This is a genomic window from Streptomyces sp. NPDC102278 (assembly GCF_044766345.1).
Classification (GTDB): domain Bacteria; phylum Actinomycetota; class Actinomycetes; order Streptomycetales; family Streptomycetaceae; genus Streptomyces.
Genome location: NZ_JBIWLV010000023.1, coordinates 1 through 25,487, shown reverse-complemented (window position 1 = coordinate 25,487; position 25,487 = coordinate 1). Strand labels below are relative to the sequence as shown.

Here is a 25,487-nt window from a genome sequence, read left to right as displayed (position 1 = left end):
TCCAACCGGGCAAGGAGCAGCAGATGTCGGAACGCCGGATCGGGAAGGTGATGGCCGCCATCGGCGCGCCCCTCACCGCGGCCGGGGTGGCGATGTACTTCCTGCCCGGCCCCGGCTTCCCCGTACTCGTCATCGGCCTGGCCCTGCTCATCACCGGCCTCGCCATGACCGCCGCCCGACCGCTGACCACACGTGCCATCCCCACTCCCGCAACCGAAAGACCTACGACTGTGACCAGGAAGTGGACCGGGAAGCATGACCGCCCGGCAGCACAACAGCCGCAGGCGAATGACAAGGCGGAGGGGACCGAACCCCGCAGGGCGCCGCGCTCTCACGCCTTCTCGCTGTCCGCAGAGCTCGAAGGCATCGAACCGATCGCCCACGCCCGGGAACTCGCCCGACGCTTCCTCACCGACCTGCACCACGTTCACGGTCTGCCCGTCTCCGCACAGGCCCAGGACCTGGTGGAGCTGGTCGTCAGCGAGCTGCTCACCAACACCCGCAAATACGCCCCCGGCCCCAGCCTGCTCACGCTCCAACTCCGTGACCAGTGCGTGGACGTGGCCGTCTGGGACAGCAACCCGAACCTGCCGACCATCCTGCCTCCCGACCCCACCCGGGTGGGACAGCACGGCCTGGAAATCATCATGGCCGCGGCACTGACCCTCCGGATCCACCGTGAACCCGTCGGCAAACGGATCACCGCCTCCATCGCTCTGACCCCCGATGAGGACACGGACGACGCAGGCCGATGAACGTCAGCCACCGGTCCCCCCTGCAGGCAAAGCCCGGCCGTGTCAGTAGTCACCCGGCCGGGCTCTGTCACGCCCGCCGGAGAGGCTCGACGCGCCGGTACGAAGGCGGCGCGTCGCATCCGTCACCGGTGCGGCGCGGGCCCAGGGCAGGACAACCCGGGACCACTGTCGCCCGACCCGCCCCTCGGGCGGCCGAGAAACGCGCGACCAGCATGCCCCCGCCCACCCCGCGTGCACGGGCGCCTCGCCGTACCGCGCACCATCGCGCTCACGTCCCGTCCACCCCTGCCCAAGACGCCATGGGGCCCTCTCCTTGCACCACGGCGAGAGAAGCCCTACAGGGTGCGGGCCGCGTCGACGGTGTCGGCGGTCGGGAACAGTTCGCGGGCCTGGGTGATGTCCAGGAGCCGGCCCAGTTTTGTGGGCATGGGGCCGGCCAGGACCAGGCGGCCGGCGCGCAGCAGGAGCAGCATCGTGTTGAGCATGGAGGAGTCGGCGAAGGTGGTGGCGGTGACGTCGAGGACGACCCGACGCTCAGCGGTCAGGCCCCACCCTCCGGATACCTCATACCACCGGCATACCGCAGGGATCACGAGCCGTCACTAGCCGACGACACCCCGAAAAGCTCAGTAGCCACCGGCGCTAGTCAGCAAGATCGGAAAGCACATGAGGCTGTGGCCCTACATCCCTCGACCGATGTCCATGTCCGTCTCGGACGGGAACAAGGTGAGCAAGTCTGGGGAACCCGGGAGCATTGGGTGAGGAGATTCAAAGATTCAACGAGCGCCATCAGTGTAGGGGCTGGGGTGCCGGATTCGGATCGGCGGTGTCCGTTTTGGTGGCTCCGGGCGATCGCCGCGGGAAGGTCGCGTTGTCCGGCCGCCGGGCCTACGTGGTGATTGCCTGACGGAAAATGGGCACCACCGCGTGCGACTTGACTAAGCCTCAAGTCCTACGTCGCTGGTCCCAGGCTTGCTGCGTCCGGCGGCCGATTGACGACGGTCGGGGTCTTCGACTGATGATTCCTTACGTTGGTTCGTCGTGTTCGTACCTGGGAGGGGACCTGCTCATGTGGGGCAAGTGGATCAGTTGCAAGGTGCCGGTGACAGCGCGGGGACAGTTCTCTGCGGCCCAGCGCGTCTGGTCGACGATCAGTGATCAACCAGGCTTGATCGGGCAGGTCGGTGGCTGGGATCCGGCCACCGACTGTGCTCATCTGCTGGGACTGTGGACCGATGCCGAGGCGTACCTGGGCTTCATGCAGGAGCGGCACGACGCGGTGTCCGCCAGCAACCGGCAGAGCGCCAACTACTCCGCGATCGAGGTCGCCACGGGCGAACTCGTCTTGGAGATGCCGGGTGAGACAACCCTGCCCCGTGCTCTCGAACGCGCCACTCTCCTACGGGTCGCCGACTGCCGGCTCCTGCCCGGACGCCAAGAGCATTTCCTCGACACCCAACGCACAGTGTGGGCTCCCGGCATGGCCACGGCCGGCGGCATGCTCACTGGAGTCGTCACCCGGCTGGAAGCGGACCGCTACCTGGTCACAACCCTATGGTCCAGCTCCACTGCCCACCAGCGCTATACCACCCAGCATCTGCATGCCCTACGCTCCGGCGCCGCCCTCGACAGCGACATCCAGTCGATGACCGGCCACGCGTTGCCACTTGAGGTAACCTGGCGGGTCCTGCCCGAACCGCAACCGTGCTGGTAAGAAGCGTGTCATCAGCAGCAAGTGGCGTTGTCGCAGGTCATCGGCGCACCTTCCATGATCGGGAGTTACACCGAACGTTCCACAGCCCCACGCCTGGTGGGCCGCGGCGGTCAAGGCCCACGGCGACTTCGCTGGGACGAGGGCGCTGATCCAGACTGGGATGGCCCGCCACGTCCTGGTGAACACCGTGAGGGAGTCGAGACCAGCACCGATTCCTACCGCCTCGCCGGCACACGAGCCTGAGCCCACGAATCGCCAAGGCCGGCTGATGTTGTCCTGGCTGTCTGCTGACCTCAGGGTCTCGGACGACAATCGGAGTCTCGGAGGATTGATGAAGGGGATGGCCGTGAGGCACACATTGAACTTGTGGCGTCAAGAGCTCGGAGAAGCGCCCGATTCGGTCTGGCAACAGACCGAGCTCCACGTGCTGATCCTCGCCGACAACGGACTTACGGTCCTCCCTCCAGAAATCGGGCAGCTCCACCAGCTGAACACCCTCGACCTGGGCCACAACGCGCTGACGTCAGTGCCCGAAGAACTCGGCAGGCTGACCGGCCTCAGCGGCTGTCTCTACCTGCACGACAACCAGCTGACGCAGCTTCCGGACTGTCTGGGCAACCTGGCCCGGCTGCGGTACCTCAACGTCGGCGAGAACTCCCTCACCGCATTGCCGGAGTCCATCGGTGGGATGAGCGGGCTCATCGAGCTCAGGGCACAGCACAACCGGCTCACCACCTTGCCCGATGCCATCGGCCGGCTCCGCAGCCTGCGTGAGCTGTGGCTCCGGGGGAACGCGATCGAGCACCTGCCGACGTCGGCAGCCGACCTACACGAACTACGCCACCTAGACCTACGCGAAAACTCTCTGCACGCAGTCCCGGAGTCACTGGCCGGCCTCCCGCGCCTGCGTCAGATCGACCTGCGGAGCAACCACCTCGGCCATCTGCCCGACTGGCTCGCCCTGATGCCGTCGCTGGAGAAACTTGATCTGCGTTGGAACGAGGTCGATCCCTCGCTACCACTCATCAGCGAGTTGGAGCGGCGGGGCTGCGTGGTCTTGACATAGAGACGACACCACCTTCCGCAACAGTGCCGCTACTTCTCGGTTCTGGCACAGCTCGTGGGCTCTGTCGCTGTTTTGGGGGTAGTTGGGCATCTATCAGGTGTGATGGGTGGGGTGCAGGTCGGAGATCTTCTGCTGCCAGGTTTCAGGGTGAAGGTCGACCAGTTGGTGCTCACGGATGCCGAGGCCCGGGTCGCTGTGCGATCGCTGGCCGTGGCGGCGGCCTGTTCCGGATGCGGGCAGAAATCTTCGAAAGTGCATCGTTGCTACGAGCGGACTCTGGCGGATCGTCCTGTCGCAGGCCGGCGGGTACAGATTGCATTGCTAGCTCGTCGACTCGTCCGCGGGAACTACGGCTGTGCCCGTCGGACGTTCGTCGAGCAAATGCCGGTCCTGACTCATCGCCACGCACGTCGCACGGACGCCTTCACCGCCCAACTCACCGACGTGGCCCTGTTCCTGGGCGGGCGGCCCGGTGCACGCCTGTCCGAGCGCCTGGCGATCAGTACCTGCAAGGACACTCTGCTCCGGCTGATCCGTGCTCTGCCCCGCTGCCGTCCTCGGGCCCGGTGGCACATCTGGGCGTCGACGAGTTCGCCGTGCGACGGGGACGAACCTACGCAACGATCATCATCGACATGTCCACCCACCGCCCTATCGACGTCCTCATCGACCGGGCCGCGGCCACCTTCGCGTCCTGGCCGCGAGACCATCCTGAGATCCGGATCATCTGCCGCGTCCGTGCCGGCTCCTTCCGCGACGGCGCCCAGACCGGTGCCCCACAGGCACGGCATGTAGCGGACGCCTGGCACCTCCTGAACAACCTGGCTCAGGCAGTCGAACGAGTCATCGGACGACATCGCACCGCTCTGCGCGAACCCTCACCTGCCACAACGACCCGGGAGAAGTCCAGGTCCTGGCGCGGATGCGTTCGGACCGAGTACTACGGCGATCCGTCCCGCCTCGGCAACCCCGCACGATGGGCCGCCCGCCGCGGCACGGTGGCGAGTTCGTCTTCGGCCAGGCCCACACCTGGGGCACCCCGGACACCGAAACCGTCACCGCCACGCGCCTCTACGGCACCGCCACCGCCCGCTCCTGGGGCCGTCTCCACCCCAAACTCACCCACCGCTCGTCATGGGCCACGGATGACGGTTCCCTCCCCATCATCGAGGGAACCGTCATCCGTCTGGAGATCGACCACCTGCCCAGCGGAGCGACTCCGAAGCCGGTCTGGCTCTGGTGGTCCGGCACGCACGCCAGCCCTGCCGATGCCGACCGTCTGTGGCAGGCATACCTGCGGCGCTTCGACATCGAGCACACGTTCCGCCTGTTCAACAGACCCTGGGCTGGACCTGCCCGAAGATCCGCACCCCCGAGGCAGCGGACCGATGGACGTGGCTGATCCTCGCCGCCTACACCCAGCTCCGTCTCGCCCGCCCACTCGCAGCAGACCTCCGCCGGCCCTGGGAGAAACCCGCACCAGCCGACCGTCTCACCCCTGCCCGCGTCCGCGACTCCGGCACATCCGCCCGACTACCGCTTGCCCCAGCCGAGCAACTACCGGCCGAACTGCCGCTGTTACGATCGGTAAGGAATCTTTCGCCCCGTCTGAGAATGGCGACTCGGCGATGCGAAGGCCCTGACGCGCGATGGGCCCAGCCGCTGGCGGCCGCGCTGTAGGACCAGCCGCGCAGCTCAGTGGCACCGGGTCGTACGGGGCCGCCCGGGTGGGGCTGCCTCCTCGCCCCGTGCCGACGTTTCGCCCACACGAAGGTCTGCAAGAGCCTCCGCGACTGACACCTGCAAGGAGATGGTGGCGTCCATCAGACCATGCTCGGCAGTGCCCGCCTGGACAACCTCGCCGTCGCCGGATGGGCACCTGCCTGATCCGCGGCAGGCCGCGCCCCATCCAGTAAGGAGCTCATTTTGCCCTCAGCGGCCGGTGACTCGCGCTCTGCGTCCGATGCCCAGCGGTCGACGGAAATCCGCCGCTACCACGCGGCCCCTGCGAGTCGCCCCGGAGGGCTGACATCTGACTTCCGCCAGGAGGCGCCTGCTGCGCAGGGCCAACTCCAAATCGAAGCGGGTGCGGGGGTCGCGCAGCCCGGGACCGAAGAGCTTCTCCAACTGCCGCATACGGTATCGGACGGTCTGCGGATGCACGCTCAATGCCTTCGCGGCTTCGGGTGCCCCGCCGCCCTCCAACCAGGCGAGGAGAGTCGCTTCGAGTCGCTCGCTCTGGCTGGGCGTGAGGTCGGCCAGAGGGCGCAGCCAGCGTGAGGCCTGTGCGTGGGCCAGGGGTTCGTCTTGGAGCATTATCAGTGTCGAGAGGTGGTCGTCGACGAACACTGCGTGCGTCTCCGGACCGGATCGGGTGAGGGTGTGGTTGAACAGGCGCACGGCCCAGCGCAGGGAGGAGGCGGTGTTGCGGGGTGGGACGGGGTGCCCCACGGCGGCGAACCGACCGCGCAGGAAGCCCTCCAGCTTGGTTCGGTTCTCCGGGTCGGTGGTGGGCACCAGCAGGCAGGGCTGTCCGCACATGTTCCCGGCAAGGGCGTCGTCCATGACGGCTGCCATTTGCTGGGCATCGCCGGGCGAAGCCAAGGCGATGGCCCAGACGGAGCTGTGCAGAGGCCAGCGGGCCGCTCCGACCAATTCGGTCAGGGCTACTTCAGCGATGGGCGTTGCAGATGTGAGAGCGGCGAACAACTCTCGCCGAGCGCGTTCGAGTCCTGCGTTGAATCCTTGGAAGGGGACGGCCTTGAGGGGGGACGTCTCGCCGCCGCCAACCGCGCCCGTTTCCCGAACAGCCTCCTCATCCTGAGTGGTACCGGAAGGTTTGCGGTTCCTGAAGACCGTGAGCAGGGCGGACTCCACCCGCCGCCGCATGGCTTCGTCATCGATGCCTTCGACGCGGGTGGAGAGACCGGGAATGCCACCCCGCAACTCTTCCACAATCTCCGCGGCAAGTTCAGGCAGTTCCCTTCGCAGGGCCCGGGTCCATTCCCGGCGCGGGCGGGACAGGATGCGGTTCAGAAGTTCACTCACTGTTCCCTCTTTTCCATGGTGCGGGCCCCGCCCCGGCATGGGCAGATGAGCCTCGTGCTGCATTGAGGAGCTAAGTGCCCACCCACGGGCTCGCGACATTACCCGGTCTTTACTTTTCGGGTGGTGCGGCGACCACCGGCTTCTCCTCGGTGGCGATCAGCTGGCATTCGGTGAGTCATACACACCCCCGGAGCCTTCGAGCACTCGGTCAAGAGTTGGGCCTGGCGCCGGCCGATCGCCACCGAGAACCGCTGGCCGTGAGGATGCTGGCGTCAGGGTGTGCGTGCCGTGAGGTCCGGCTTTTGACCGCAACCCATCAGATGATCGGATCGTTGGCGTTCGCGGTCCGAGCCCTCCGCAGGGAGCACCTCTTTGGAGTCATCTCATTTGGATGCTTCGGGAAGCTGTCGGTCGTGGGGATTGTTGAGCGACTGGTGCCGGATGAGTTGTGGTTGTTGTTCCAGCGGTTGATGCCGGGCGCCGTCGCGGCCTCAGGGTGGGGGTCGGCGCCGGCACGGTGATGGTGAGGTTGGGGCCGCGATCGTGCTCGTGCCACGTCAGGCTGCACGTGGCAGCAACTGCCCACAGCTTCGTTCGGTCCGTAGGGGGCAACGGCTCTCCGGCGCTTTTCCGAGTGGAGCAAGGCCCGGGTGTGGGCCAAGCTTCACCGCCTGGTCCTCGACGAGCTCGGTTGCAAGAAGTCCGACCACCTCGACGCGATGGTGCTGGCGCACATCGTCGAGTAGCCGCTCGACCACCTCGTTGACTAGCCTGTCCCGGCCACCGCCGAGGCGACGAGTTCCGTCTTGTCTGTCATGACTCGTCCGTTCCGGCTGGCCCACAGGACCGAGGCCCAACCCCGGGCCAGGCTGCCATATCACGGACTTACACGATCTTTCAGACACACTCCGCACTCACGGTACCGCCTCTAGATGCGGCGGATGGTGATCGTGGTCCAGGCACCGACGTGGATTTGGTCGCCGTCGCTGAGCAGGACCGGGACGTATGGCGGGATCAGCTCCTCAGCGCCGTTGATGGTGGTGCCGTTGGTGGAGTTCTGGTCCATCACGGCCCAGCTCCCGTTGGGTTGTTGTACGAGCAGGGCGTGCTGATGGGAGGCGCCCGGGTCCTCGGGGGGTACCGAGAGGTCAATATCCGGCGATTCGCCTGCAGAGGGGCGTCGGCGGCCGATGCTGACCTGGTCACCGAGGAGCGCGAGGTGCTGCTCTGGGCAGTACGTCGGCATGGTCAAGGAGGCCGCTTCGGGGTTGCTGCGCTGGATCATCGCCGCGAAGTACGAGCTGTCGGGTCCGACCGTGACGCTCCAGCCGCCGCTGTGATCTGGAGTGGGGCCTTGCCTCCGGGGCGCGTGGTCCGCATGCCGCGGGGCCTGCGGTTGATGCCAGGGCCGCTGGTGCGGGTACTCCTGCTGTAGGGGCTCATGCCGGTAGGGCGGCTGTTGCTGGGGCGCGGGCGGTGGTGCCGACCTGACGGCGTCGTGTGGGACCTGCTCGGCGGTCAGGTCGGTGTGGGACCACTGTGGTTCTTGGTGCTGCGAGTAGGCCGGCGAGGATTGCGGCGTCGAGGTCTCGGTGTTGGTGGCATGCGAAACCGGTCCATGTGTCGGAAAGGTGTACCAGCACCCTTCGCAGAACCGGTCGGTGGCCTTGCGCGGTGTTCGACACTGCGGGCACTGCTGTTGGGAGGGTTCGCGGGCACGGGGATGACGATCATAGGAAGGCGCCACGATGTTCGGGTTGGCGGCAGCTACGCGCTGAGCGCAGACGTCACACCAATCTTCAAATGAGGACTGGTGCCCGTTCGGGCAAGTCGCCACGGCCACGCTCACCTTTCCTTCCCGCGACTACGGGGCAATTTCCGCATCGGTTGTACTCTACTCAGGACAATCTGCGCTGAACGCGTTGCAGGGACCTTTTCGTCGCATTGGTAGAGTGGCTGCCGAAGCTGTCATCGTGGCGGAATGCCATCGATGACGACTGGTTTTATCCCTCGAGTGCCCGCCGGGTCGCGGGACCGTAGGTGCCCCGGGCATCGGCATGGACCTGGCGGTCGATCTGGAACATGTCCACCGCTGATTGCACTCTCCGATCGAACTTTCCGTTGATTTTTCCTTTAAATGTTCCTTGCACCGCCAGCAGTCGCTGAAGCTTTTCCACCTCTGGGCCTGAGTCCCCCAGTCGCAAGGTCGGTGCCGCAGTGACGGATGTGGGTTTCGGTTTCGGGCTGACGGACCGGCCTGTCTCCTTTGAGGTGGTTGGGGAGGCAGTGGGTGGGAGGGGGCTCGGGGAGGCGGAGGGGGACGCTGAATGGGAGGCGCTCGGTGAGGGGAAGCGCGAAGCCGAGGGCGGCAACTTGGAGGCATGGACGGTGGGTGCCGATGATGCATGGGGCGGAGCGATGTCGGCCCCTGGATAGGGCGGTGCCGGGTCGACAAACGTGACATCGCCACGCGGCGGCTCGCCCGTTGTCTCCAGTGTCACAGCCGTTACCCCCAGCGCGATCACCGCGGCGGTTGCCAGGAGAGGCAGCGTCAGTCGACGGGAAGCCCCAAGTGCCCGGGGCTCGTGCCCCCTACGCGCCCGCTGGAAAGCCGCCCTTGGCCTGAGCGAAAGGCGCAGGGCGGCTGCCCGGAGTCGCGTAGTGTCGCCGGCGTTTGGAACGGCCAACTGAGCAGCCGGCGGCCTCAGGTGCACTGATGGGCCGGGAATTCTGCGGTCTGTTCCGTCGCCCTGCGGCGTCATTGCGCCGTACACGAGGGACTCGGCCGCCGGATGGTTCGCCTCGCCGGGGTCGACCAACGTCACGTACGGCCGTATGCGGGTCGGGGTGAAACCCGCGTGCGACATACATTCGCAATCCACGCCGCCGGCGCCGCAATCCGGACATTTGTTAGCGTTCACGAACGCCTACCCTTGGGGAGGACGGCTTCTCGGGCGCGCTTGCGGCTGCGGTCGGCGTGGGCATCCATAGCCCTGCACTAGTCCTCGAAGACGGATCGATGCTCTTGCGGGTAGGCGGCCATGGCCACGCCATTGTTCTTTGCTTCAACGCAACAGGTCTCCTTTCAGGTCTGTGAAGGTCCACCCGGCAGCGGCAGAAGCCTAGAAAAATTCGCCCGCTCGTTTCTCTACGGCGCGCTTGAGCGGTGCGCTGGGCACGAGCGCCCTGGGTACTACCCCTCGAGAGCCTTTCGGGTCTTCGGCCCGTAGGTGCCCAGATTTTCAACGCGGAGGCCATGGTCTCTTTGAAATTTGGAAACTACCGTCTTCAGATGCTTATCAAATTGCCCGTTGATTTCGCCGTCGTATGCCCCTCGCGCGGCCAGCAAGCGTTGCAGCTTCCGCACCTCCGCGCCGGAGTCGCCCTGCCGCAAGGTTTGCCCTTCGCCGGTGGTAGGGGTCGTGGTAGCCGAAGCGGGCGGGGCCGTAGCGGTGAGGGGTGCAGGCGGTTTCGCGTCCAAGGGCATGACGTCGTCGCTTGCTCGTCCCAGCGTCATCCACAACGTCATGGCCGCCCCGCCGACCACGATCCCCGAGGCGAATGCAAGCAGAAGCGGTGTCAGCCGCCGGGAAGCCCTGCCTCCCCGCTTCCCGGAAGAGCGATCGGCGCAGGGTCTCTGATGCGACCCGGCCGGCTCGCCCTCTGCTGCATCAACTCCAGCTGAGCGGAGTTGGGCGGCGTTGACGCCATCCAGTGCGGGAGCCGGGACGTTCGACCACGGCACAGGCTCCGGCGGCACACGTATCCCATAAGCGGGGGTGTTATCAGGCTGTCGAGTCACCGCGCCCCACAGAGGTGACACGGACACCGGAAGACCTTCCTCGCCGGATTCGGCCAACGTCACGTACGGACGTATGCGCGTGGGTTCGAAACCCCTCCGCAGGGCACACCCACAGTCGAGTCCGACGGCCCCACATGCCGGACAGCGGCTACCACTCACGACATCCCTCATCTGTCCAGCCTGCTTCTGAAAGCGTTTGCATGCCGTCGTCTCGAACGCAGGCCAGGCCCCACCTCTCGCCGTTCCTGCGAACCGGCCGAAGCACGACAGGTACGGCGCCGCCGCCATGCCCGCCCTGTTCCGTGGCACGAGCCGGATCGGCCTGCATCGCTGTAGCCGGCGTCGGTTAAGGCCCGCCGACGTGCCGCCTGCACCCGAAGCACCCGCGCGGCCAACAGGTGTGAGGGGTGGGTCCTGTCCGGCTCATCCGATTCGAGGGCTACCGGCTGTGTACGCCCGTTCGGCGCCGAGCCCGGGCGCGGAAGGCGAGCAGGAGACCGGCGGCGAGCAGGGCACTGCCGGAGGCGAGGATGACCGGGATCTGGGTGGCGACACCGGTCTCGGCCAGGGGTTTGGCGTCGTTGTCGGTGTCCGGGTCGGCGCCGGTGTCTTCCGGGACTTCGACCGCGGCACCGGATGCCGAGTCCGGTGCGGCCGATCCCGTCGCCGGAGCCGATGCGGAAGTCGATGCCGCTGCGGCGGGCTGGCCGGGCGCGGCCTTACTCGGGTCCGGGGACACCTGCGGCGAAGTGGCGGCCGGCGGTGCGGCGGCGCCCGGGGAGATCGATGTGATGGTGACGTCGTCGTAGAAGTTCACCACGTCGGGCGAGCTGTCCGCCTTGTGCCCCTTCCATGCCTGCCAGTTGGGACGATACAGGCCGATCTTGTGGTAAGGAGCGGTGTCCTGGTGGTCGCTGTTCGGGCCGCGGTCAGATCCCACCAGGGTCCCGTCGAGCCGCGCGGTGACGGAGCCGGTGGTCTTGGCGGTGGACCAGGTGATGTCGAAGGACCACTGGTTCCAGCGTCCGAGCCGTGCCGGGCCGAGGTCGTATTTGACGTCCTTCTCGGGCTGTGATTCCACCCTCGAGTGGACGATCATCATCCAGCGGTCGTTCTTGACGGCGAGGACGACCGCGGGGCTCGTGCCCGTTCCGCCGTGCCACTGGGACACGATGGTAGCGGCCTCGTAGGAGGTCCAGTCGGCGGGGAGGTAGTTGGCGAAGGTGTACCGGTAGCTCCCGTACGGGACGCGGAGCGTGGCTATCTCGGTGCGGTAGGACTGGCCGTCGTTGGGCATGACGAACCTGACAGCCTTGCCGCTATGCCCGCCGGGCGCGTTGGTGACACTCACGGCGCCGGTGCCGTCAATGCCTTTGCGCTTGAACGCAGCGGTGGACCCGGACTCGAACCCGTCCTTGAACGGGACGGGAGTGAGCGCACGGTCGGCCGCGGCCTCGGTCGCCCCCGTCCCTACTGCCGACACTGCCAACGCGGCCACCAAGGCCGCGCCGACCCGACGTCTACGACTGAAACGCTGCAACATGAACCGTCCTTGAGATGAGGGTGCGGTTGGAGACCAGCGGCAATACGGCCGGCGACCGGGCAACTCCGGTTCGCGACGACCTCTGAGGACGCTTTCGCGCCAGCCCAGACCGCTCAGGATCCGCCATTTATGAACGTGAAGACACATGACACGTCATGGAGCACCGCGCGTCAAGACCATGCGGAAGCCCGAGATCTGCTCGTGATGTTGTGGTGTCAACAAGCGCGTTGCCGTGTCCTTCCCGGACGGTCGGCAGCGATCGACCGCGACGTTCAGGACACGGCGGAGTCGACAACAGAGCACGACCGCAAACCAGTTCCTCGTGCTGTGCACATCTCGCCTCCACCACCGTCCCCCTCTGCCGCAGCGCCTCTTCGGTGGCAATTGCCCCTGCCTGCGGATTGACAGTCGCCGTCAAGGCCGGCGAGCCATCGCGCCTCGGTGACGCAGAAACGCTATCCGCCGACGTAGAAAGACAAAGAAATCAACGTTTCTGCACACACGATTCACCATCCAAATCTGATGTCGTCCCATGGCACTGCACTCGCTGCTGGTCGGCCGCCACGGACGAGAACGGCACCACCCGCAACGGCCGGGGAGCACCTCAACACCCACAGGGAGGTCCCCCGCCGGGTAAGCCCGGCAGCGGCGCGACCCAAGCCCGTGCGCGGGCTCATCCCAGAGTGAAGACGAGGCCCGCCCGCTGGTCGAAGGGAGGGGGCGCGAAGCACGCCATGTCTGTTCCCGGGCGCGGCACGGCGCCCTGGGCAAAGTTCCGGGGGCCCAACAGCTGCGTGAAACGGTTCCCCGGCCCGAACCAGATGTTGTAACCGTTGTTCATAGGTGCGTTGAAGAAGGCCCATCGCTGGTTCGCGTTGTCCGCGACGGTCCGGCAGGCGCGGAGGGAGAGCCCGACGCTGTCCCCGTTGGGGGTTCCCTCCAGGCATGTGCCAGTCTCCGCGTTCCGCAGTTGCTGGGTGGCGTAGCCGGAAGGCAGACGTTCCCAGCCTTGGGAAGCCTCTCCCGTACATTTCTCGAACTGGAGCGCGGTTCCACCCAGCCCGACGCACAGGCCAGAGCCGACGGAGACCAGAGGGGTGCCTGCGCGACGCGCCGCGGGCGGCGCTACGGAGGCCGAAGCGGACACTGAGGCTGAGGCGGAGGAGGCGGGTGTGGCGGTAGCAGATGCGGAGGCGGATGCCGAGGGAAGCGGTGTGGCGGTGGCCGGGGCGGACACGTCCGCGCCGAAGGCCACTACCGGTGGCAGCGTCCGGTACGGAGCGGCCGACGTCGCGGCCGTTGTGGCGGGTGCGACAGCCTGATCGGACCCCTTGTCGTCCGCGCCCCCCGGAAGCACGGCGACCACAGTGACGGCCGCAGCCGCGACGGCTGCCGCAGCGGCCCATTTCCCGGAGTTTGCTTGGGCTCCGGCGAGCTGCAGCCCATGCGACGTGCCCGCTGCAAGGTGGGCACCGTTGTTACCCAAAGCGGAAAGGAAGGAGGCAGGGTTCCACAGCAATATGCCGCCCAGCAGGAGCACGCCCAAGCGGGCGTTGACGTCGAGCAGGTCGCGTTCGGCCCGCGCGCAGTCCTCGCAGCCCTGGAGGTGGCGGCCCAAGTCCCGGGTACGGCGCTTGCCGGGCTTACGGAGTGTGGCGGCGAGCTGTCCTCCGTAGTGGCGGCACTCGTCGCTGGCGACCTCGGTCAAATGGGCGCGCAGGTACGCCTCCCGCAAACCTTCCCGGGCCCGGGCGAGGAGTGAGCCGATGCCACTCGCCGAGATTCCGAGGCGCCCGGCGGTCTGGGCCGCAGGTTCGTCTTCGACAACGGCATGCCACAGCACAGCTTGCCAACGCTCCGGCAGCGACCGATACGCGCGCAGGATCAGCGATTCCTCCTCCGCCGTGAAAACGGCCTCCTCGGCACCCTGACCGTCCGAGAGACTGGCGGCCCACTCCTCGAAGTCGGCCGACAGCTTCATGCGGGCGCCATCCCGCGCCCGTTGGGCAGCCAGGCGGCGCACGCAGGTCAGCAGATACGGTCGCCACGCGTGCTCTGGACCCGCGCCCCAGGCGACCGCCCGGTAGGTACGGGCGAAAGCCTCCGCAGCCAGATCCTGAGCCGTGGACAGGTCCCGGCAGCAGGTACGGGCGTAGGCGACCACCGAGGAATGGTGACGAGCGAACACCTCACCCATCACATCAGTGACCTCCGCGTCGGGCTCCTCGGTATGGCCACGCAGTAGAGCACAGAGCTCCCCGTCGCTGAGGCTCCGCAAATGCTGCTGACGGGCAGAAATCGATGTACTCAACACACACTCTCGGTTGTTTTGTGATGACTTGCACGGCGACTTCCGGACGCGGGGCGTTCCACGCCTGGCCGGATTTCGCGCAAGTCTGTACTCCCCCGAGGTTCCAGACAAGCAAAGGACCGCAAACTGTGCACAGATGACAAACGCCGGACCCGCGCGGAACACTAGACGTGACCTGGTCCAGGCCCTCGCCGCCGCTTCACCGCGGTCGGTGTTCCGTTGACGGACCAGGACATCGACCAGCGACGCCTCTTCGGCTCGCTGCGAGGCGGCGTCCATCAAGTCGTTCGTCCAGGTCACGACATCTGCGCAGAGCTCGTGCAGCGCCTGACCCGGCGGCCACACCGGCGCCGCCCGTTCGGCTACCAGCAGCAGCGGGGACACGGTGATCGTGCGTCGGCGCAGCTCCACATATTCCTGCACGGAGGGCTGGTGGCCCGCTTCCCGCCATCGTGCCTCTTCAAGGTGGCGGTCGAAACCGTCGTCTACCAGCATGATGAACGCCCCCCAGCATGCGAGCAGCTCCAGCTCCACTGCTTCTGCGGAGGGCACAGTAAAGGCCGCCATGCGCCCGTGACCGATCTTCGACAGCCGGCGTAGCCGGGCGGCATCACCCACCAGCTGCCACCGCTACAGCCACCGTCGCATCCCACGCTCAGCGGCGTACCAGCCCGTCCCGCACATACCGGCCCCCACCGGGCCACCCGGCGTACCCGCCGCGCACGAGGTCTCAGCGTCTGCGGCGGCCAGAGGAGAATGGTTCATGCCCTGCCCAACGACAATCACAACCAGCAGGTAATGCGACGAATCCACCGCACGACGATTTCGGGACCTCGACCGCATACTCCGCCGCGAGTTACGCAGAATCCAGCTCCGGCCTCACCTCATCGGCGGCTGCCTCACCGCCACCGGCCTGGCCGTCAACCCACCGACCCCACCCTGAAACCCTCAGTAACTCAGTCCCGGGGCCGCCAGGGAGAGTCGTTGGACCAGTCCCAGCGGGTACTCGTGAGGGCCGTGCGGGAGAGCCTGGAGAAGCTACCCTCCTTGGTCACCGTCTGCCGGCGACCAAGGAGGCACGGAGGAGTCCACGGACTCTTTCGCCGGGGCCGCCGTTTCATCGTGGGCGGTCGCAGGCCGAACAGGTCTTTGACTCTCGCTTCCCACGGAGTCCTGGGCGACCAGTAGCCGCTACGGCCTGTCCTCCGCCCGCCCCGTGTCCCTGCCCCACGTGTGTTGGCCTTGAGATGGTTGACGTTCGGTGCCGGACAGGGGAGGTGCGTGGACGGGGCGTGGCGGTGCCTGGGGGGAGGGAGGTGATGTTGATGTCGTCGTAGTAGATCACCACGTCAGGCGTGCCACCCTTGAGGTGCTCCTCCGCTGGCTGCCGGTTGGGCCGGTACAGGCCGATCTTGTAGTACGGAGCGGCGTACTGCTGTTGATTGTTGGGCCCGCGATGTAATCCCACCCCGAAGCCGTCGCGCCGCGCGGTGATCGAGCCGGGGGTGGTCGCGGTGGACCACGTGATGTCGAAGGACCACTGATTCCAGTGCCCAAGGTGCACTGGGCCGAGATCGTGCTTCGCTTCCTGGATCGGCCCCGAGTCGACGTGCCAGTGGATGTCCATCACCCATCTGTCGCCCTCGACCGCGAGAGCTATCGCGGGCCCGGCGTCCGTTCCGTCGTGCCACTGGGAGGTAATGGTCGTTCCGCGGTAGAGGACCCAGTCGGTGGGCAGGTAGTTGGCGAACGTGTAGCGGTAACTGCCGTAGGCGGGGCGGCCGGTGACCATCGCGGAGCGGAGGGACCGGGGGCCATCGGGCAAGGTGAACCGGGCGGCTTCGCCGGGACGGCCGCCAGGCGCTCGCACAACTGTCACGGCATCCGCGCTCTCGCGGGACAATTGAGCTGTTCCTCCGGACACGAAGCCGCGCGAGAATGGGAAGGGCTCGGGTGTCGTCACGATGACGGCACCGATCAACGCTGTTACCGCCGCGACGACTGAGATCAGGAGCGCGGCGGACGGGGGGTTCCGGTTGTAGCGGCGGAGCATGAACCATCCTTGTGGCGACGAAACGTTGTGTACCCCCGGCAGCACAGCTGAGAGGCGGGCTCCAGGTGATGGCCCCCTCGACGGCGCGGGCGACTGCGCTCATTCCCAGAACGACCAGAAACCAACAAGTCTCAACGGACGCGCCCTATGAGACTCGCGCAGCGGAAGATCGTCAAGCCCTCGCCGATGGCTGAGATTAGGTCGTAACGTTCCAATGCTTCCCTTGCGTAGAGTCATTGCTTTCCGCAGCTCGCTTGTGCCACCACTCCGCCCGGCTGAAGCTCTGCGGCACTCACTATTGAACACATGAAAACAACATCTCGCACTCGGTTCGTCTACGCTGCCATTCCAACACCCGGCGCCAGGACGCTATGACGGACGCTTCTCGGATACGAGGGGCGTTTGCCCCGGCTGCTCTTCCTATCGTGCAAGTTGGGAGATCGGGTCGGCAAGGACGGCGAGATGAGCGGCAGACGGGAACGAACTGCCGTCGTCGACATCGATGAGGATGCGGCTCCGGCCCTGTTGTGGCTCCCTGGCATGAACGTCAGGAACGCGGACGTGCAGATGCCCACCCGCCGCTCGACCACCCGGGGGCCTGCGGACGTAGCAAGGTTACGAGTTGGCGCTCCCGGCTTGCGGATCTGGGCCGGGGAGCCGAACTAGTCGAGGACCTTGAGCACGGCCAGCGTGTGCAGGCCCGGCTGGGCCAGCCGGCCGCCACCTGGCTCCTCGAACACCACGGACTCTCCGGTCGCTCCGCGGCAGGCCGGCCACCGCAGACTCATCGAATCATCCGACAGAAAGCCGCGCGCATGGCCGCCCGACTGATGGGCGACGCCTTCCACAGACGACCGTCGTGGTCCCAGGAACCGGCCCTCTCGACATCCTGATCCCGTCCCTGGCCACTTCGCTCACCGCGGCCCACGAACAGCGCCGGCTGGTGGACGGTCCGCATTCACGCCGAAGCTCCGTCGTGCATCCTGGAGTTGGGCTCGTCAACGGCGGCCGCGCGGGGGTCTTGCGGAGGGGGGGTGACGTGGCGTTTCCGGTGCCGGCCGTGACGCCGGTGGCGGCCGGGGCGGCGGTCTGGGCCGAGCCGGCGGCGGGCGAGGGTGAGGATGGTGAGTGCGGTGGCGGCGCCTGTGGCGGGTAGCGCGGCGAGTGCTTCGGGGTGCGCGGCGAGGGTTGCGGCGAGCGCGGTTCCGGCGGCCTGGCCGGTGCCGACGGATAGAATCAGCCAGGCGTACGCCTCGGTGGTGCGAGAGCGGGGCGCGAGAGCGTCCACGGTGTGGAACCCGTTGGTGATGATCAGAGTGAAGAACAACCCCGGGATCGCCGTGAGAGCGATGGCTTTGAGGGGGCCTGGCTGAGTGAGCAGAGGCAGCCAGCCGATCACGAACAGGGCACTGGTGGTGACGAGTTGGGTGGAGGTCGGGCCGGGCCGTGGGCGGCGGGCGTGGATCAGGCTACCCAGGAGACTGCCGGTGGAGAATGCGGCGGGGAGCACGCCGGAGAGCATGGTCAGGTTGTGCATGGCGGCCATGCCCGCGGCCCACACGTTCATCGCTCCGAGCGTGAACCCGGTTCCCGCCAGCGCCGTGAAGAGCAGGATCAGACCGGCGCCGGTCAGCCGTTCGTTTCCGGCCGCCCGGTGGGCAACAGAGCGCCAGGTCCGTGACGGTTCGGCGCTCAGAACGACCGCCGTGCCCACGAGTGAGAGGGCGGCTGTCGCGGTCAAGGCAGTGTCGGGCCCGTGCGCGGCGGCGAGCCATGAGGCGAGCAGGGGGCCGGCGATGTAGAGAAGCCCGTGTGAGCCGGTGTCGAGGGCTTGGACGACTCGGCGTTGTCCGGGGTCCAACAGGACCGTGGGCCAAAGCGCTCGTAGTCCTGCCTCCAGGGGCGGGGTGACCAGACCCGCGAACCCGACCACCGCGGTCAGCACCGCCGGTTGCGCTTCCGCCCCGATCAGAGGGAGCGTGGCCAGGCAGCCGGCGTTGAGCAGTACCGCAGGTGCCGATACGCGTGTCTGGCCGTGGCGGTCCATCAGCCTGCCCTTGAGGGGTTGGGACAGTCCGGACGCCAGCCCGTACAGCGCGGCAAGCAGGCCGGCGAAGGCAAGGGACCCTCCTTTCTCGGTGATCCAGAGGACGAGGCCCACGGGAACCATGCTGTTGGGCAGACGCCCGGTAAGGGTGCCACCGAGCAGGCGGACAACGTGTCGGCTGCCCAGTACGGCGCCGTACGTGACGGAGGGGGGGCCGGCGGTCGGGTGATTGGCCAGGGGCAACTGGGCGGGGCTTTCCACGAGTGGGCATGCGAAGCGGGGAACAGGGCTGGGGCGGACGACATCGCTCGCGGGTTCGGTGGTGGTCGAGGGGTGCCGCGGTCACGGGTCTGCCGCCCATTGCCCTCATCGACATACGGCCTGTCACGGCAGGACCGCGGCCCCGCTTTCACGTCCTACCGCTGTGGACGTACGCGGGTCTGACAGCCGACGTGTGCCGTGGCGACCGCAGGGAGGCAGCAACGTCAGGCAGTCCCGTATGCGGGCGCCGGGGTGCCGGCCGGCTCGGCGCGGGGAGCGTGGCCCCGAGCCTGCGCTGCGACCACGGAACTTGTTCAATTTCGAACAGGCCGGTGGTGTAGCGCCAAGGACATGGCGCCGCGGAAATTTCATGGTCGGCGGCGGGCCGAGCGTGCGGCGTTGCGCCGCCGGAGGAGGTATGCGCCGGCGGCGAGTGCCGTGACGCCGGCGACGGTGGTGGTGATCACGCCGGTTGAGCCGGTGCTCGCGAGCGGGGTGTTGTCGGTGCTCGCCTTCTGTCCGGTCGCTCCGGAGATGGCGTCGTCGGCCGGCTTGGAGGGGTTGCCGGTGGGTGTGGCGCCGGCTTGCGTGGAGGAGGACGGGGAGGGTGAGCCGGTGGAGGTGGGGCTGGGTGACGGGGTCGGGTGGCCCGAGGGTGCTGTGGTGTCGGGAGTGGTCGGGCGCGGGTTCTCTCGGGAGCCGGGAGCGGTGCTGTTGATGGTGATGTCGTCGATGTAGAGGATCGCCTCGGTCGCTCCGGCGCGCTTCTCCGGCCCTTTCTCCGGGCGCCAGTTGGGCCGGTAGGCGCCGATTCTGAAGTGTGGCGGTTCGCCGCGGTGATAGTTGTTGGGGCCCTGGTGTGAGCCGGCGGTGATGCCGTCCCGCGTGACGGCAATCGAACCGGGTGTGCCCGCGGTGGACCATGTGATGTCGAAGGCCCACTGGTTCCAGTGGCCCGGGCGTGCCCCACCGAGTGGGATGACGGACTCCTGTATCTCGCCGCCGTTCATCCAGTGGACCTTCAGCTGCCAGTTGCCACCGTGGACCGAGAGTGCGACGACGGGTTTGATGCCCTCGCCGTCCCCTTGCGAGCTGAACCACTGGGCGACGATGGTGTCGAGGTCTCGCTCCTGCCAGTTCCCGGGCAGGTAGTTGGCGAAGCCGAAACGGTGGCTGCCCGCGTCGAGGCCTTTGATGACCAGCTCGGATTTGAACGAGCGTCCGTCGTTGGGGATGTTGACGCGCGCGGCCAGACCCGGCTTCCCTCCGGGCGCGGGCCCCACCAGAACGCGGCCGAACCCGTTGATCGCCGTGAACGGCAGCTTCTGGGAAGGGGATTCGAAGTCGTAGGAGACCGCATCGGCCGCGGCGGCGGGAGAAGCGCCGCCGAGAACAACAACCATGAGGGCAGTGGCGCAGGCGAGGAGGGGAACGGGACGGCGGGTAGAGGACGGCGGTAGGGCGATGAACATGAGTGTTTCCTCGTGGAAAGCGGGGACTTCGGTGAGTGATGGGTCGCAGAGTGGACAGCCAAGCCGGCAGTCACTCGGTCGTGGCGATCGTGCGAGGTTTCTCGGGCGGCGAACCTCTGAGGAAGGCGCATACCCTCTCGCACACCTCAGGCACCGGATCCGCGCGGCACCGTGGGCTCGGGTCTACCCAGCGGTGAGAGCTGCGCAGACCATACTGTGCAGTAATGGTGGAGAACCAGTAGCGATTAGCGCCTGATCCATAACAAGTCAGTAACTTCGCTGGAATCGATAGGAATTGACGGGTCGTCGCATAGCGACGTCGCGAGGTCGGAGTGTCGTGGTGAGCCGCCTACCGGACCGTTCCCCGCAGCCGCGGCGAGGTCGGACTGGAATGCCGCTTCGGCCCCTATCAGGCTCCGGCGCGCGGCACCGCGGTGACACGAGGTGTCGCCGTCAGCGAAGCGTGCCCCGGCACGAGGGGCCCCGGGTGTGGGAGCGTCAGGGTACGTTCTCGAACGCGGACCCCTTGTTTACTTGTGTTCAACAACGGCGGCGAGGATCCACGCTTGGCTTCACCATGCGAAGCGACCACAGGAACATGCCAACGGGCCGGCACCGCGCGACCGGGACCTGGGAGGAGTCGCAAGCTGTCCCCAACCAGCTTCGACGACGGACCTGTCCGGGCATGAGGATCACGGGAAGCACCTAAGATCACGAGCAGATCTCGGCCGTCCGCACGCCCTTGACTCACGACGTCTTAAGAGATGTCATGTGTCTTCACGTGGATACGTGGCTGATTCTGGTTGGTTGCGTTGGTGCAAATACGGCCACCGAGCGGGCCTTCGCCAACAGACCTCGCGTCCGGCGGCAACGCCATGAATTGCCGGCGCTTCCCCCGACCTATTGGACGACTCATGTTCCAGGGCTACAACCGCAGAGGGCAGGCCTACGCGGCATCGGCAGCCGTGTTCGTACTGGTCTGCGGGGCAACCGGGGCCGTCGCCGACCAAGTCCTTGCACCCGTCCCGTTCAAAGACGGATGCGACTACGGCACCACCGCGTTCACACATAGGTATCCAGGCCACAGGGTCCGTGAGCACAACTGCGGCGCCCGGCCGGCGAGGTGGCAAGGCCATCCGGTTCGTCGTTCCCCATCACGGCAAGTCCTGCCGCACCGAGGTGGCCACCGAGCGGGTGACATAAGCAAGTCACCGGAAGGCATGCGCCAATTAGTGCCCCGCCGACTGGATCCTTTACGGAGCCCAGTCCATCGTCTTCCGATGGCACGGCGGCACCGGCACCTGCCCCGCCGTCGTCCTCGCCCCTAGGAAACGGGCTCGTCATAGGCGTTGCAGTCCTCCTCAGAGGCGTGGGTGTGGCCATGGTGATCTGTCCCTACGGGCACCATCCGGCATTCGAGGACTGGTGCGAGGTCTGCGGTGGGCAGATAGCTACGGTCACCAACACTCTCTCGGCTCCTCTCTACGAACATCCCGTCGTCATCGATGAGTTCGCGCAGGGGGACGTGTGCCCGCAGTGTCGCATCGAGCGCAAGGGCACGAACCTCTTCTGCGCAGGGTGCGAGTACAAGTTCCGTACACATGACACGGCTTCACACGCCGCGAAAGGGCAGAGCGCGCCCCCGGCGCCCCGCCGGTCTCGCCGGTGCTCGCGCAGGACTGCCCTGACTACAGGGCGGTCCATCCCAACCCGTCGACGGAGCCACTCCGTTCTGTCCCTTCGGGCTGCCCCCCTCTTGCCGGGCGGTCTCCTGCTCCCCGGCGGCTTCTTCCAGAGCGTGCATGTGGTGCTTGCGGCGCCGAGGTGGGCGCGGACTGTTGTGGGATCCACGCTGACCGGAAATGTGTTCTTCCCGCGCGGGCGGCCTCGGAAATCAGGTCTTCCAGTAGGGCGGAGAACACTCCGCCGTCCCGCCAGACGCGGAGCGCCTGTGGACGGTGGCCCAGGGGTCGAACTCGGCAGGCATCTCCCGCCACTGACCACTGGACCGAAACCGCCAGATCACCCCCTCGAACTGCTCCCGCAGCCGATCGGGGTGCGGGCCTTACCTACCGATCGGCAGACACGACTCGATGAACTTCCACTGCGCATGCGTGAGTCGCCCACGCGTCACGACCACAGTCCTCCTGGGCTCCGCCTCCCGAAGAGACCCGAGCCCAGGACCGATTACGACATCACAGCCCGAGTAGGGTCTCTGTCAGCTGGTCTTGAGCCGTGGAGATGCTTCTTCATGACTCCAGGTGTACGGATTCGGGTGTTTCGCAAACATTTCGCACGTCAAGGCCCCCTACGACAGGCCCCCTACGGCGAACCCCAGCCCCATCGTGACGAACAACGCGCCCAGTGCGCCGAACAGCCACCAGAAGGCACTGCCCTCGGCCGGGAGGGTCCAACGTGACGGGTCGGCCTGGTCGTATCGGACCTCGACGCGTGCGCCGACGGGAAGGGTCCTGTCCTTGGGTCGAGCGATGTTCGTCCTGGTTTCCATTGCGCGGCCATCGCCCGTGCTCCAAGTGATGACCGGGTAGTACACGGTGGTTCCGACGCTCCGGCTGGTGCTGCCGGCATCCGAGGCCGGCGCGATCCGGGTCTCCTCAAGACGGGTCACCACGCCCCGCGCAGTACTGCCCTCCCTCAGTAGGAACCGGATGCGGCGGATCTTGAGGGAGGCGACGACGCCGATGGCCGACCCCGCGGCGGTGAAGACCGATGCGAGGAGCAAGAGGGTCTGGGAAGTAGACAAGGGGGCGTCTCGATTCTGGAGCCGAAGAGCTCCTGACAGCATGCCGGCGTGGCGATCTCCCCTTACGGCAGGCCCCGTGGCCGGGGCGGCCCTCGGCGCGGCCCCGCCGACGGTCTCCTCCCGGAGGAGGAGGCCGGGCCGGGTCGCACGTCCCGGACCAGGGGTGGATCGTCGTGCCCTCGGGCGATGTGCCGTGCCAGGGCGGCTTCCTAGCCTCGGGACATGCGATCACACGAAGCGGACGACGCTCAAGGAGACCCTGTGACCATTGTCAGCCCCGCCGCCCGCCGCGCCTTGGCCGTGGGCCTCACCCTCGCCGCCTGCCTCACGTCCTCCCCCGTCCTGGCCACGGCCGCTGGAACCCCCGCCCCGGACAGCACCGGGACCGGACTGGACCGGTACTACCGCCAGCACCTCGGCTGGGGCAGCTGCATCAAGGGCCCCGACGACACCACGGGTCGCGATCTGGACCGGGCGGGCGTGCAGTGCGCGGACGTGACGGTGCCCCTGGACTACGCCGACCCCCGGGGGCGCACGATCACCGTGGCGATCTCCCGGCTCAAGGCCACCGACACCCGCCATCGCATCGGCGCGATCCTCCTCAACAACGGCGGTCCGGGCGGCCCAGCGCTCCAGTCCCCGCCGCAGGCCCGCGCGTCGATGAAGGAGGTCGGCGCGCGCTACGACATCGTCGGCTTCGACCCGCGCTTCATCGGGCGCAGCACCGCGCTGGACTGCGGCTGGCCCGTCGGCATGACCTGGCTGTCCGCCGGCACGGTCCGGGCGGGCTTCGACCGCCAAGTCGCCCTGCAGAAGAGCCTGGCCGACAAGTGCCGGGCCACCGACGCCGCAGTGCTCCCGCACATCACCACCCGCAACACGGCCCGCGACATGGATGTCATTCGCGGCACGCTCGGCGAGCGGAGGATCTCCTTCCTGGGCTACTCGTACGGCACCTACCTGGGCACGGTCTACACGCAGATGTTCCCCGGCCGCCACGACCGGATGGTGCTGGACGGAGCGATCAACCCGAGCGACTACCGCCCCCGGCTACTGAAGGGCACCGAGCGCGAGAACGAGAAGGCACTGTCCGACTGGGCCGCCTGGGCCGCGGAGCACCACGACACCTACGGTCTCGGCCCCAGCCGCACCGAGGTGCTCACCACCGTCGACCACATCGTCGCGGCGGCCGCGCGCGGTCCGCTGACCATCGGTGCCGGCGCCGATGCCTTCCGGATCGACGACAGCCAGGTGCCGCTCCTCCTCTTCTCGGGCATCGCGGACGACACCGCCCCCGCGCGGGCGTCGTTCGGCGAGCTGCTTTCCGTACTTGCCGAAGCCGCGCAGGGCAGGCCGACGACGGTACCGCCGATGCTCGTCCCGGAGCTCCGGTACGTGCTGCGCGGTGAGGGCGAGCCCACCGGCGTGCAGTCCGCCGTCATCTGCGGGGACGTCGCCGCCGCGCGCGATCCCGAGCTCTACTGGCGGGACATCGAGCGCAACCGCACCGCGCACCCGCTGTTCGGCGCTCTGACCAACAACATCAACCCGTGCGCCTTCTGGGACTCACCGCGCGAAGAGCCCACCCGGGTGTGGCGCGACGTCCCTGCACTGATCGTCGCCGCCACCGGTGACCCGCGTACGACGTACAAGGGAAGCGTCGAGCTGCACAAGCAGCTGCCCAGCTCCAGGCTGGTCACGCTCGAGGGAGCCAACCGGCACGCCCTCTTCGGGCGCTACGGCAACGCGTGCGTGGACGACCAGGTCAACCGGTACCTGGCCACCGGCAAGCTGCCGGCGAGGGACCGTACCTGCGTCAAGCAGGCAGGGTAGCGGCCCGCGGTTCACGTTCCGAGTGCGCGAGCCCGACAGCATCCTTCGGTTGTTCGTTCGCGGTCTTGGCGAACACCGACTTGAGGTTGTCCTGCACGGTGCGCTCGGAGACCCGCCCATCGACCCACGCCGGCCGCCGCGAGGCACCCATGACCCACGGGCGCGCGGACCACTCCGGCATGGACCACCCCGAGGAACTGGCACGCACCGAGGTGCCGACCCTCGTCATCTGCGCCCCGGCCGAACCCGTCTTCCCACCGCCGCATCCCGACCACCGCACCCAAATGAGCGCCGGTGCAAGGCTGGTGGAGATTCCGGGCATGGGGCACGCCCTGCCCCGCGCCCTCCACGCACCCTTGGCCGCAGCCATTCTCGACCACACGCTGACCACGGACGCCCACGCCCGACCAGGGGCCGGGACGTAACCCCGAACGTTGTCTGATGCGCCGCCAGTGACAGGAGAAGGCGTACGACCACCGTCTACGGGGGATTGTTCAGGGGCGGGGGCGGCAGACCCGCTGCCGGGTGCACGTGGCCCATGATCCGTACCATCCCCGAGACGGACGCGGAGAAGACGTGAGGCGTACGAACAACGCGGTGCCGCTGCTCGCCGCACTGGCCGTGGGTGTCGTGCTCGCACTCGGCCCCGCCGCGTCCCCACCGGCCGACGCGGATCCGGGTGTGCTGCTCAGGGGCACGGTGGTCACGATGAACGACGCGGGCGACGTCTGGCCGGACGCCGCGCTCTGGATCAGGTCCGGCCGGATCGAGGCCGTCGTCAGGGCGGGCGGTCGACTGCCGCCGGGCGCGCGGTCGGC

General features: G+C 67.5%; 17 protein-coding genes and 5 pseudogenes. 9 read left to right on the top strand and 13 right to left on the bottom strand.

The window, feature by feature from the left end; all coding sequences use genetic code 11:
• The first annotated feature begins 23 nt into the window (after positions 1–23).
• Positions 24–755: a PGPGW domain-containing protein gene (locus ACIRO3_RS33305; protein WP_404143069.1), complete on the top strand. Its 732-nt coding sequence runs from the start codon at positions 24–26 to the stop codon at positions 753–755.
• Positions 756–1,090: 335 nt separating this feature from the next.
• Here ACIRO3_RS33305 and ACIRO3_RS33300 read toward each other — a convergent pair whose 3' ends face one another.
• Complete coding sequence (locus tag ACIRO3_RS33300; protein WP_404143067.1) at positions 1,091–1,348, bottom strand: hypothetical protein; 258 nt, start codon at positions 1,346–1,348, stop codon at positions 1,091–1,093.
• A 476-nt stretch (positions 1,349–1,824) separates the two neighbouring features.
• Between ACIRO3_RS33300 and ACIRO3_RS33295 the strand changes: the two genes are divergently transcribed.
• The 4 genes and pseudogenes from ACIRO3_RS33295 to ACIRO3_RS33280 all read left to right on the top strand — a co-directional run.
• Positions 1,825–2,469, top strand: coding sequence for a DUF4937 domain-containing protein (locus ACIRO3_RS33295; RefSeq protein ID WP_404143066.1), 645 nt, complete (start codon positions 1,825–1,827; stop codon positions 2,467–2,469).
• A gap of 340 nt (positions 2,470–2,809) precedes the next feature.
• Entirely contained in the window at positions 2,810–3,535 is a 726-nt protein-coding gene (locus ACIRO3_RS33290) for a leucine-rich repeat domain-containing protein (RefSeq protein ID WP_404143065.1), read from the top strand.
• Between the two features lie 230 nt (positions 3,536–3,765).
• Positions 3,766–4,413 (top strand): annotated as a pseudogene (locus ACIRO3_RS33285) (transposase); the annotation flags it as partial.
• A 26-nt stretch (positions 4,414–4,439) separates the two neighbouring features.
• Positions 4,440–5,091, top strand: a pseudogene (locus ACIRO3_RS33280) (transposase); the annotation flags it as partial.
• 376 nt (positions 5,092–5,467) lie between these two features.
• Here ACIRO3_RS33280 and ACIRO3_RS33275 read toward each other — a convergent pair.
• A complete protein-coding gene (locus ACIRO3_RS33275; RefSeq protein ID WP_404143063.1) occupies positions 5,468–6,583 on the bottom strand; it encodes a PucR family transcriptional regulator in 1,116 nt (371 codons plus the stop codon).
• Between the two features lie 413 nt (positions 6,584–6,996).
• Here ACIRO3_RS33275 and ACIRO3_RS33270 point away from each other — a divergent pair.
• Positions 6,997–7,281 (top strand): annotated as a pseudogene (locus ACIRO3_RS33270) (transposase); the annotation flags it as partial.
• Positions 7,282–7,511: 230 nt separating this feature from the next.
• Here ACIRO3_RS33270 and ACIRO3_RS33265 read toward each other — a convergent pair.
• The 11 genes and pseudogenes from ACIRO3_RS33265 to ACIRO3_RS33215 form a co-directional block, all read right to left on the bottom strand.
• Positions 7,512–7,829, bottom strand: coding sequence for an FHA domain-containing protein (locus tag ACIRO3_RS33265; protein WP_404143155.1), 318 nt, complete (start codon positions 7,827–7,829; stop codon positions 7,512–7,514).
• Positions 7,830–8,586: 757 nt separating this feature from the next.
• The gene (locus ACIRO3_RS33260) at positions 8,587–9,345 is read right to left on the bottom strand and encodes a peptidoglycan-binding protein (protein ID WP_404143153.1); all 759 of its coding nucleotides are present in this window, start codon (positions 9,343–9,345) and stop codon (positions 8,587–8,589) included.
• Between the two features lie 431 nt (positions 9,346–9,776).
• The gene (locus ACIRO3_RS33255) at positions 9,777–10,070 is read right to left on the bottom strand and encodes a peptidoglycan-binding protein (protein ID WP_404143152.1); all 294 of its coding nucleotides are present in this window, start codon (positions 10,068–10,070) and stop codon (positions 9,777–9,779) included.
• Between the two features lie 754 nt (positions 10,071–10,824).
• Positions 10,825–11,928 (bottom strand): heparin lyase I family protein, encoded by a 1,104-nt coding sequence (locus ACIRO3_RS33250; RefSeq protein WP_404143061.1) that lies wholly within the window; start codon positions 11,926–11,928, stop codon positions 10,825–10,827.
• 673 nt (positions 11,929–12,601) lie between these two features.
• Entirely contained in the window at positions 12,602–14,857 is a 2,256-nt protein-coding gene (locus ACIRO3_RS33245; protein WP_404143059.1) for a sigma-70 family RNA polymerase sigma factor, read from the bottom strand.
• 499 nt (positions 14,858–15,356) lie between these two features.
• Positions 15,357–16,292: a heparin lyase I family protein gene (locus tag ACIRO3_RS33240; RefSeq protein WP_404143057.1), complete on the bottom strand. Its 936-nt coding sequence runs from the start codon at positions 16,290–16,292 to the stop codon at positions 15,357–15,359.
• A 662-nt stretch (positions 16,293–16,954) separates the two neighbouring features.
• Positions 16,955–17,080, bottom strand: a complete 126-nt coding sequence (locus tag ACIRO3_RS33235) for a hypothetical protein (RefSeq protein WP_404143055.1) — start codon at positions 17,078–17,080, stop codon at positions 16,955–16,957.
• A 170-nt stretch (positions 17,081–17,250) separates the two neighbouring features.
• Positions 17,251–18,600 carry an MFS transporter gene (locus ACIRO3_RS33230; protein WP_404143053.1) on the bottom strand — a complete coding sequence of 450 codons (1,350 nt, stop codon included), beginning with the start codon at positions 18,598–18,600 and terminating at the stop codon, positions 17,251–17,253.
• A 368-nt stretch (positions 18,601–18,968) separates the two neighbouring features.
• The gene (locus tag ACIRO3_RS33225) at positions 18,969–20,003 is read right to left on the bottom strand and encodes a heparin lyase I family protein (protein ID WP_404143051.1); all 1,035 of its coding nucleotides are present in this window, start codon (positions 20,001–20,003) and stop codon (positions 18,969–18,971) included.
• A 1,795-nt stretch (positions 20,004–21,798) separates the two neighbouring features.
• Positions 21,799–22,206 (bottom strand): annotated as a pseudogene (locus ACIRO3_RS33220) (transposase); the annotation flags it as partial.
• Between the two features lie 174 nt (positions 22,207–22,380).
• Complete coding sequence (locus ACIRO3_RS33215; RefSeq protein WP_404143049.1) at positions 22,381–22,836, bottom strand: DUF3592 domain-containing protein; 456 nt, start codon at positions 22,834–22,836, stop codon at positions 22,381–22,383.
• Between the two features lie 261 nt (positions 22,837–23,097).
• Between ACIRO3_RS33215 and ACIRO3_RS33210 the strand changes: the two genes are divergently transcribed.
• The 3 genes and pseudogenes from ACIRO3_RS33210 to ACIRO3_RS33200 form a co-directional block, all read left to right on the top strand.
• Complete coding sequence (locus tag ACIRO3_RS33210) at positions 23,098–24,669, top strand: alpha/beta hydrolase (protein WP_404143048.1); 1,572 nt, start codon at positions 23,098–23,100, stop codon at positions 24,667–24,669.
• Between the two features lie 107 nt (positions 24,670–24,776).
• Positions 24,777–25,094: pseudogene (locus tag ACIRO3_RS33205) on the top strand (alpha/beta fold hydrolase); the annotation flags it as partial.
• Between the two features lie 151 nt (positions 25,095–25,245).
• Positions 25,246–25,487, top strand: a 242-nt coding sequence (locus ACIRO3_RS33200; RefSeq protein WP_404143046.1) for a hypothetical protein, incomplete at its 3' end; no start/stop codon positions are given.

Coding starts and splice junctions, on each gene's coding strand:
- ACIRO3_RS33305 (WP_404143069.1), top strand. CDS start 24: ATGTCGGAACGCCGGATCGGGAAGGTGATGGCCGCCATCGGCGCGCCC.
- ACIRO3_RS33295 (WP_404143066.1), top strand. CDS start 1,825: ATGTGGGGCAAGTGGATCAGTTGCAAGGTGCCGGTGACAGCGCGGGGA.
- ACIRO3_RS33290 (WP_404143065.1), top strand. CDS start 2,810: ATGGCCGTGAGGCACACATTGAACTTGTGGCGTCAAGAGCTCGGAGAA.
- ACIRO3_RS33265 (WP_404143155.1), bottom strand. CDS start 7,829: ATGCCGACGTACTGCCCAGAGCAGCACCTCGCGCTCCTCGGTGACCAG.
- ACIRO3_RS33260 (WP_404143153.1), bottom strand. CDS start 9,345: ATGACGCCGCAGGGCGACGGAACAGACCGCAGAATTCCCGGCCCATCA.
- ACIRO3_RS33255 (WP_404143152.1), bottom strand. CDS start 10,070: ATGCCCTTGGACGCGAAACCGCCTGCACCCCTCACCGCTACGGCCCCG.
- ACIRO3_RS33250 (WP_404143061.1), bottom strand. CDS start 11,928: ATGTTGCAGCGTTTCAGTCGTAGACGTCGGGTCGGCGCGGCCTTGGTG.
- ACIRO3_RS33240 (WP_404143057.1), bottom strand. CDS start 16,292: ATGCTCCGCCGCTACAACCGGAACCCCCCGTCCGCCGCGCTCCTGATC.
- ACIRO3_RS33235 (WP_404143055.1), bottom strand. CDS start 17,080: ATGAGTCTGCGGTGGCCGGCCTGCCGCGGAGCGACCGGAGAGTCCGTG.
- ACIRO3_RS33225 (WP_404143051.1), bottom strand. CDS start 20,003: ATGGTTGTTGTTCTCGGCGGCGCTTCTCCCGCCGCCGCGGCCGATGCG.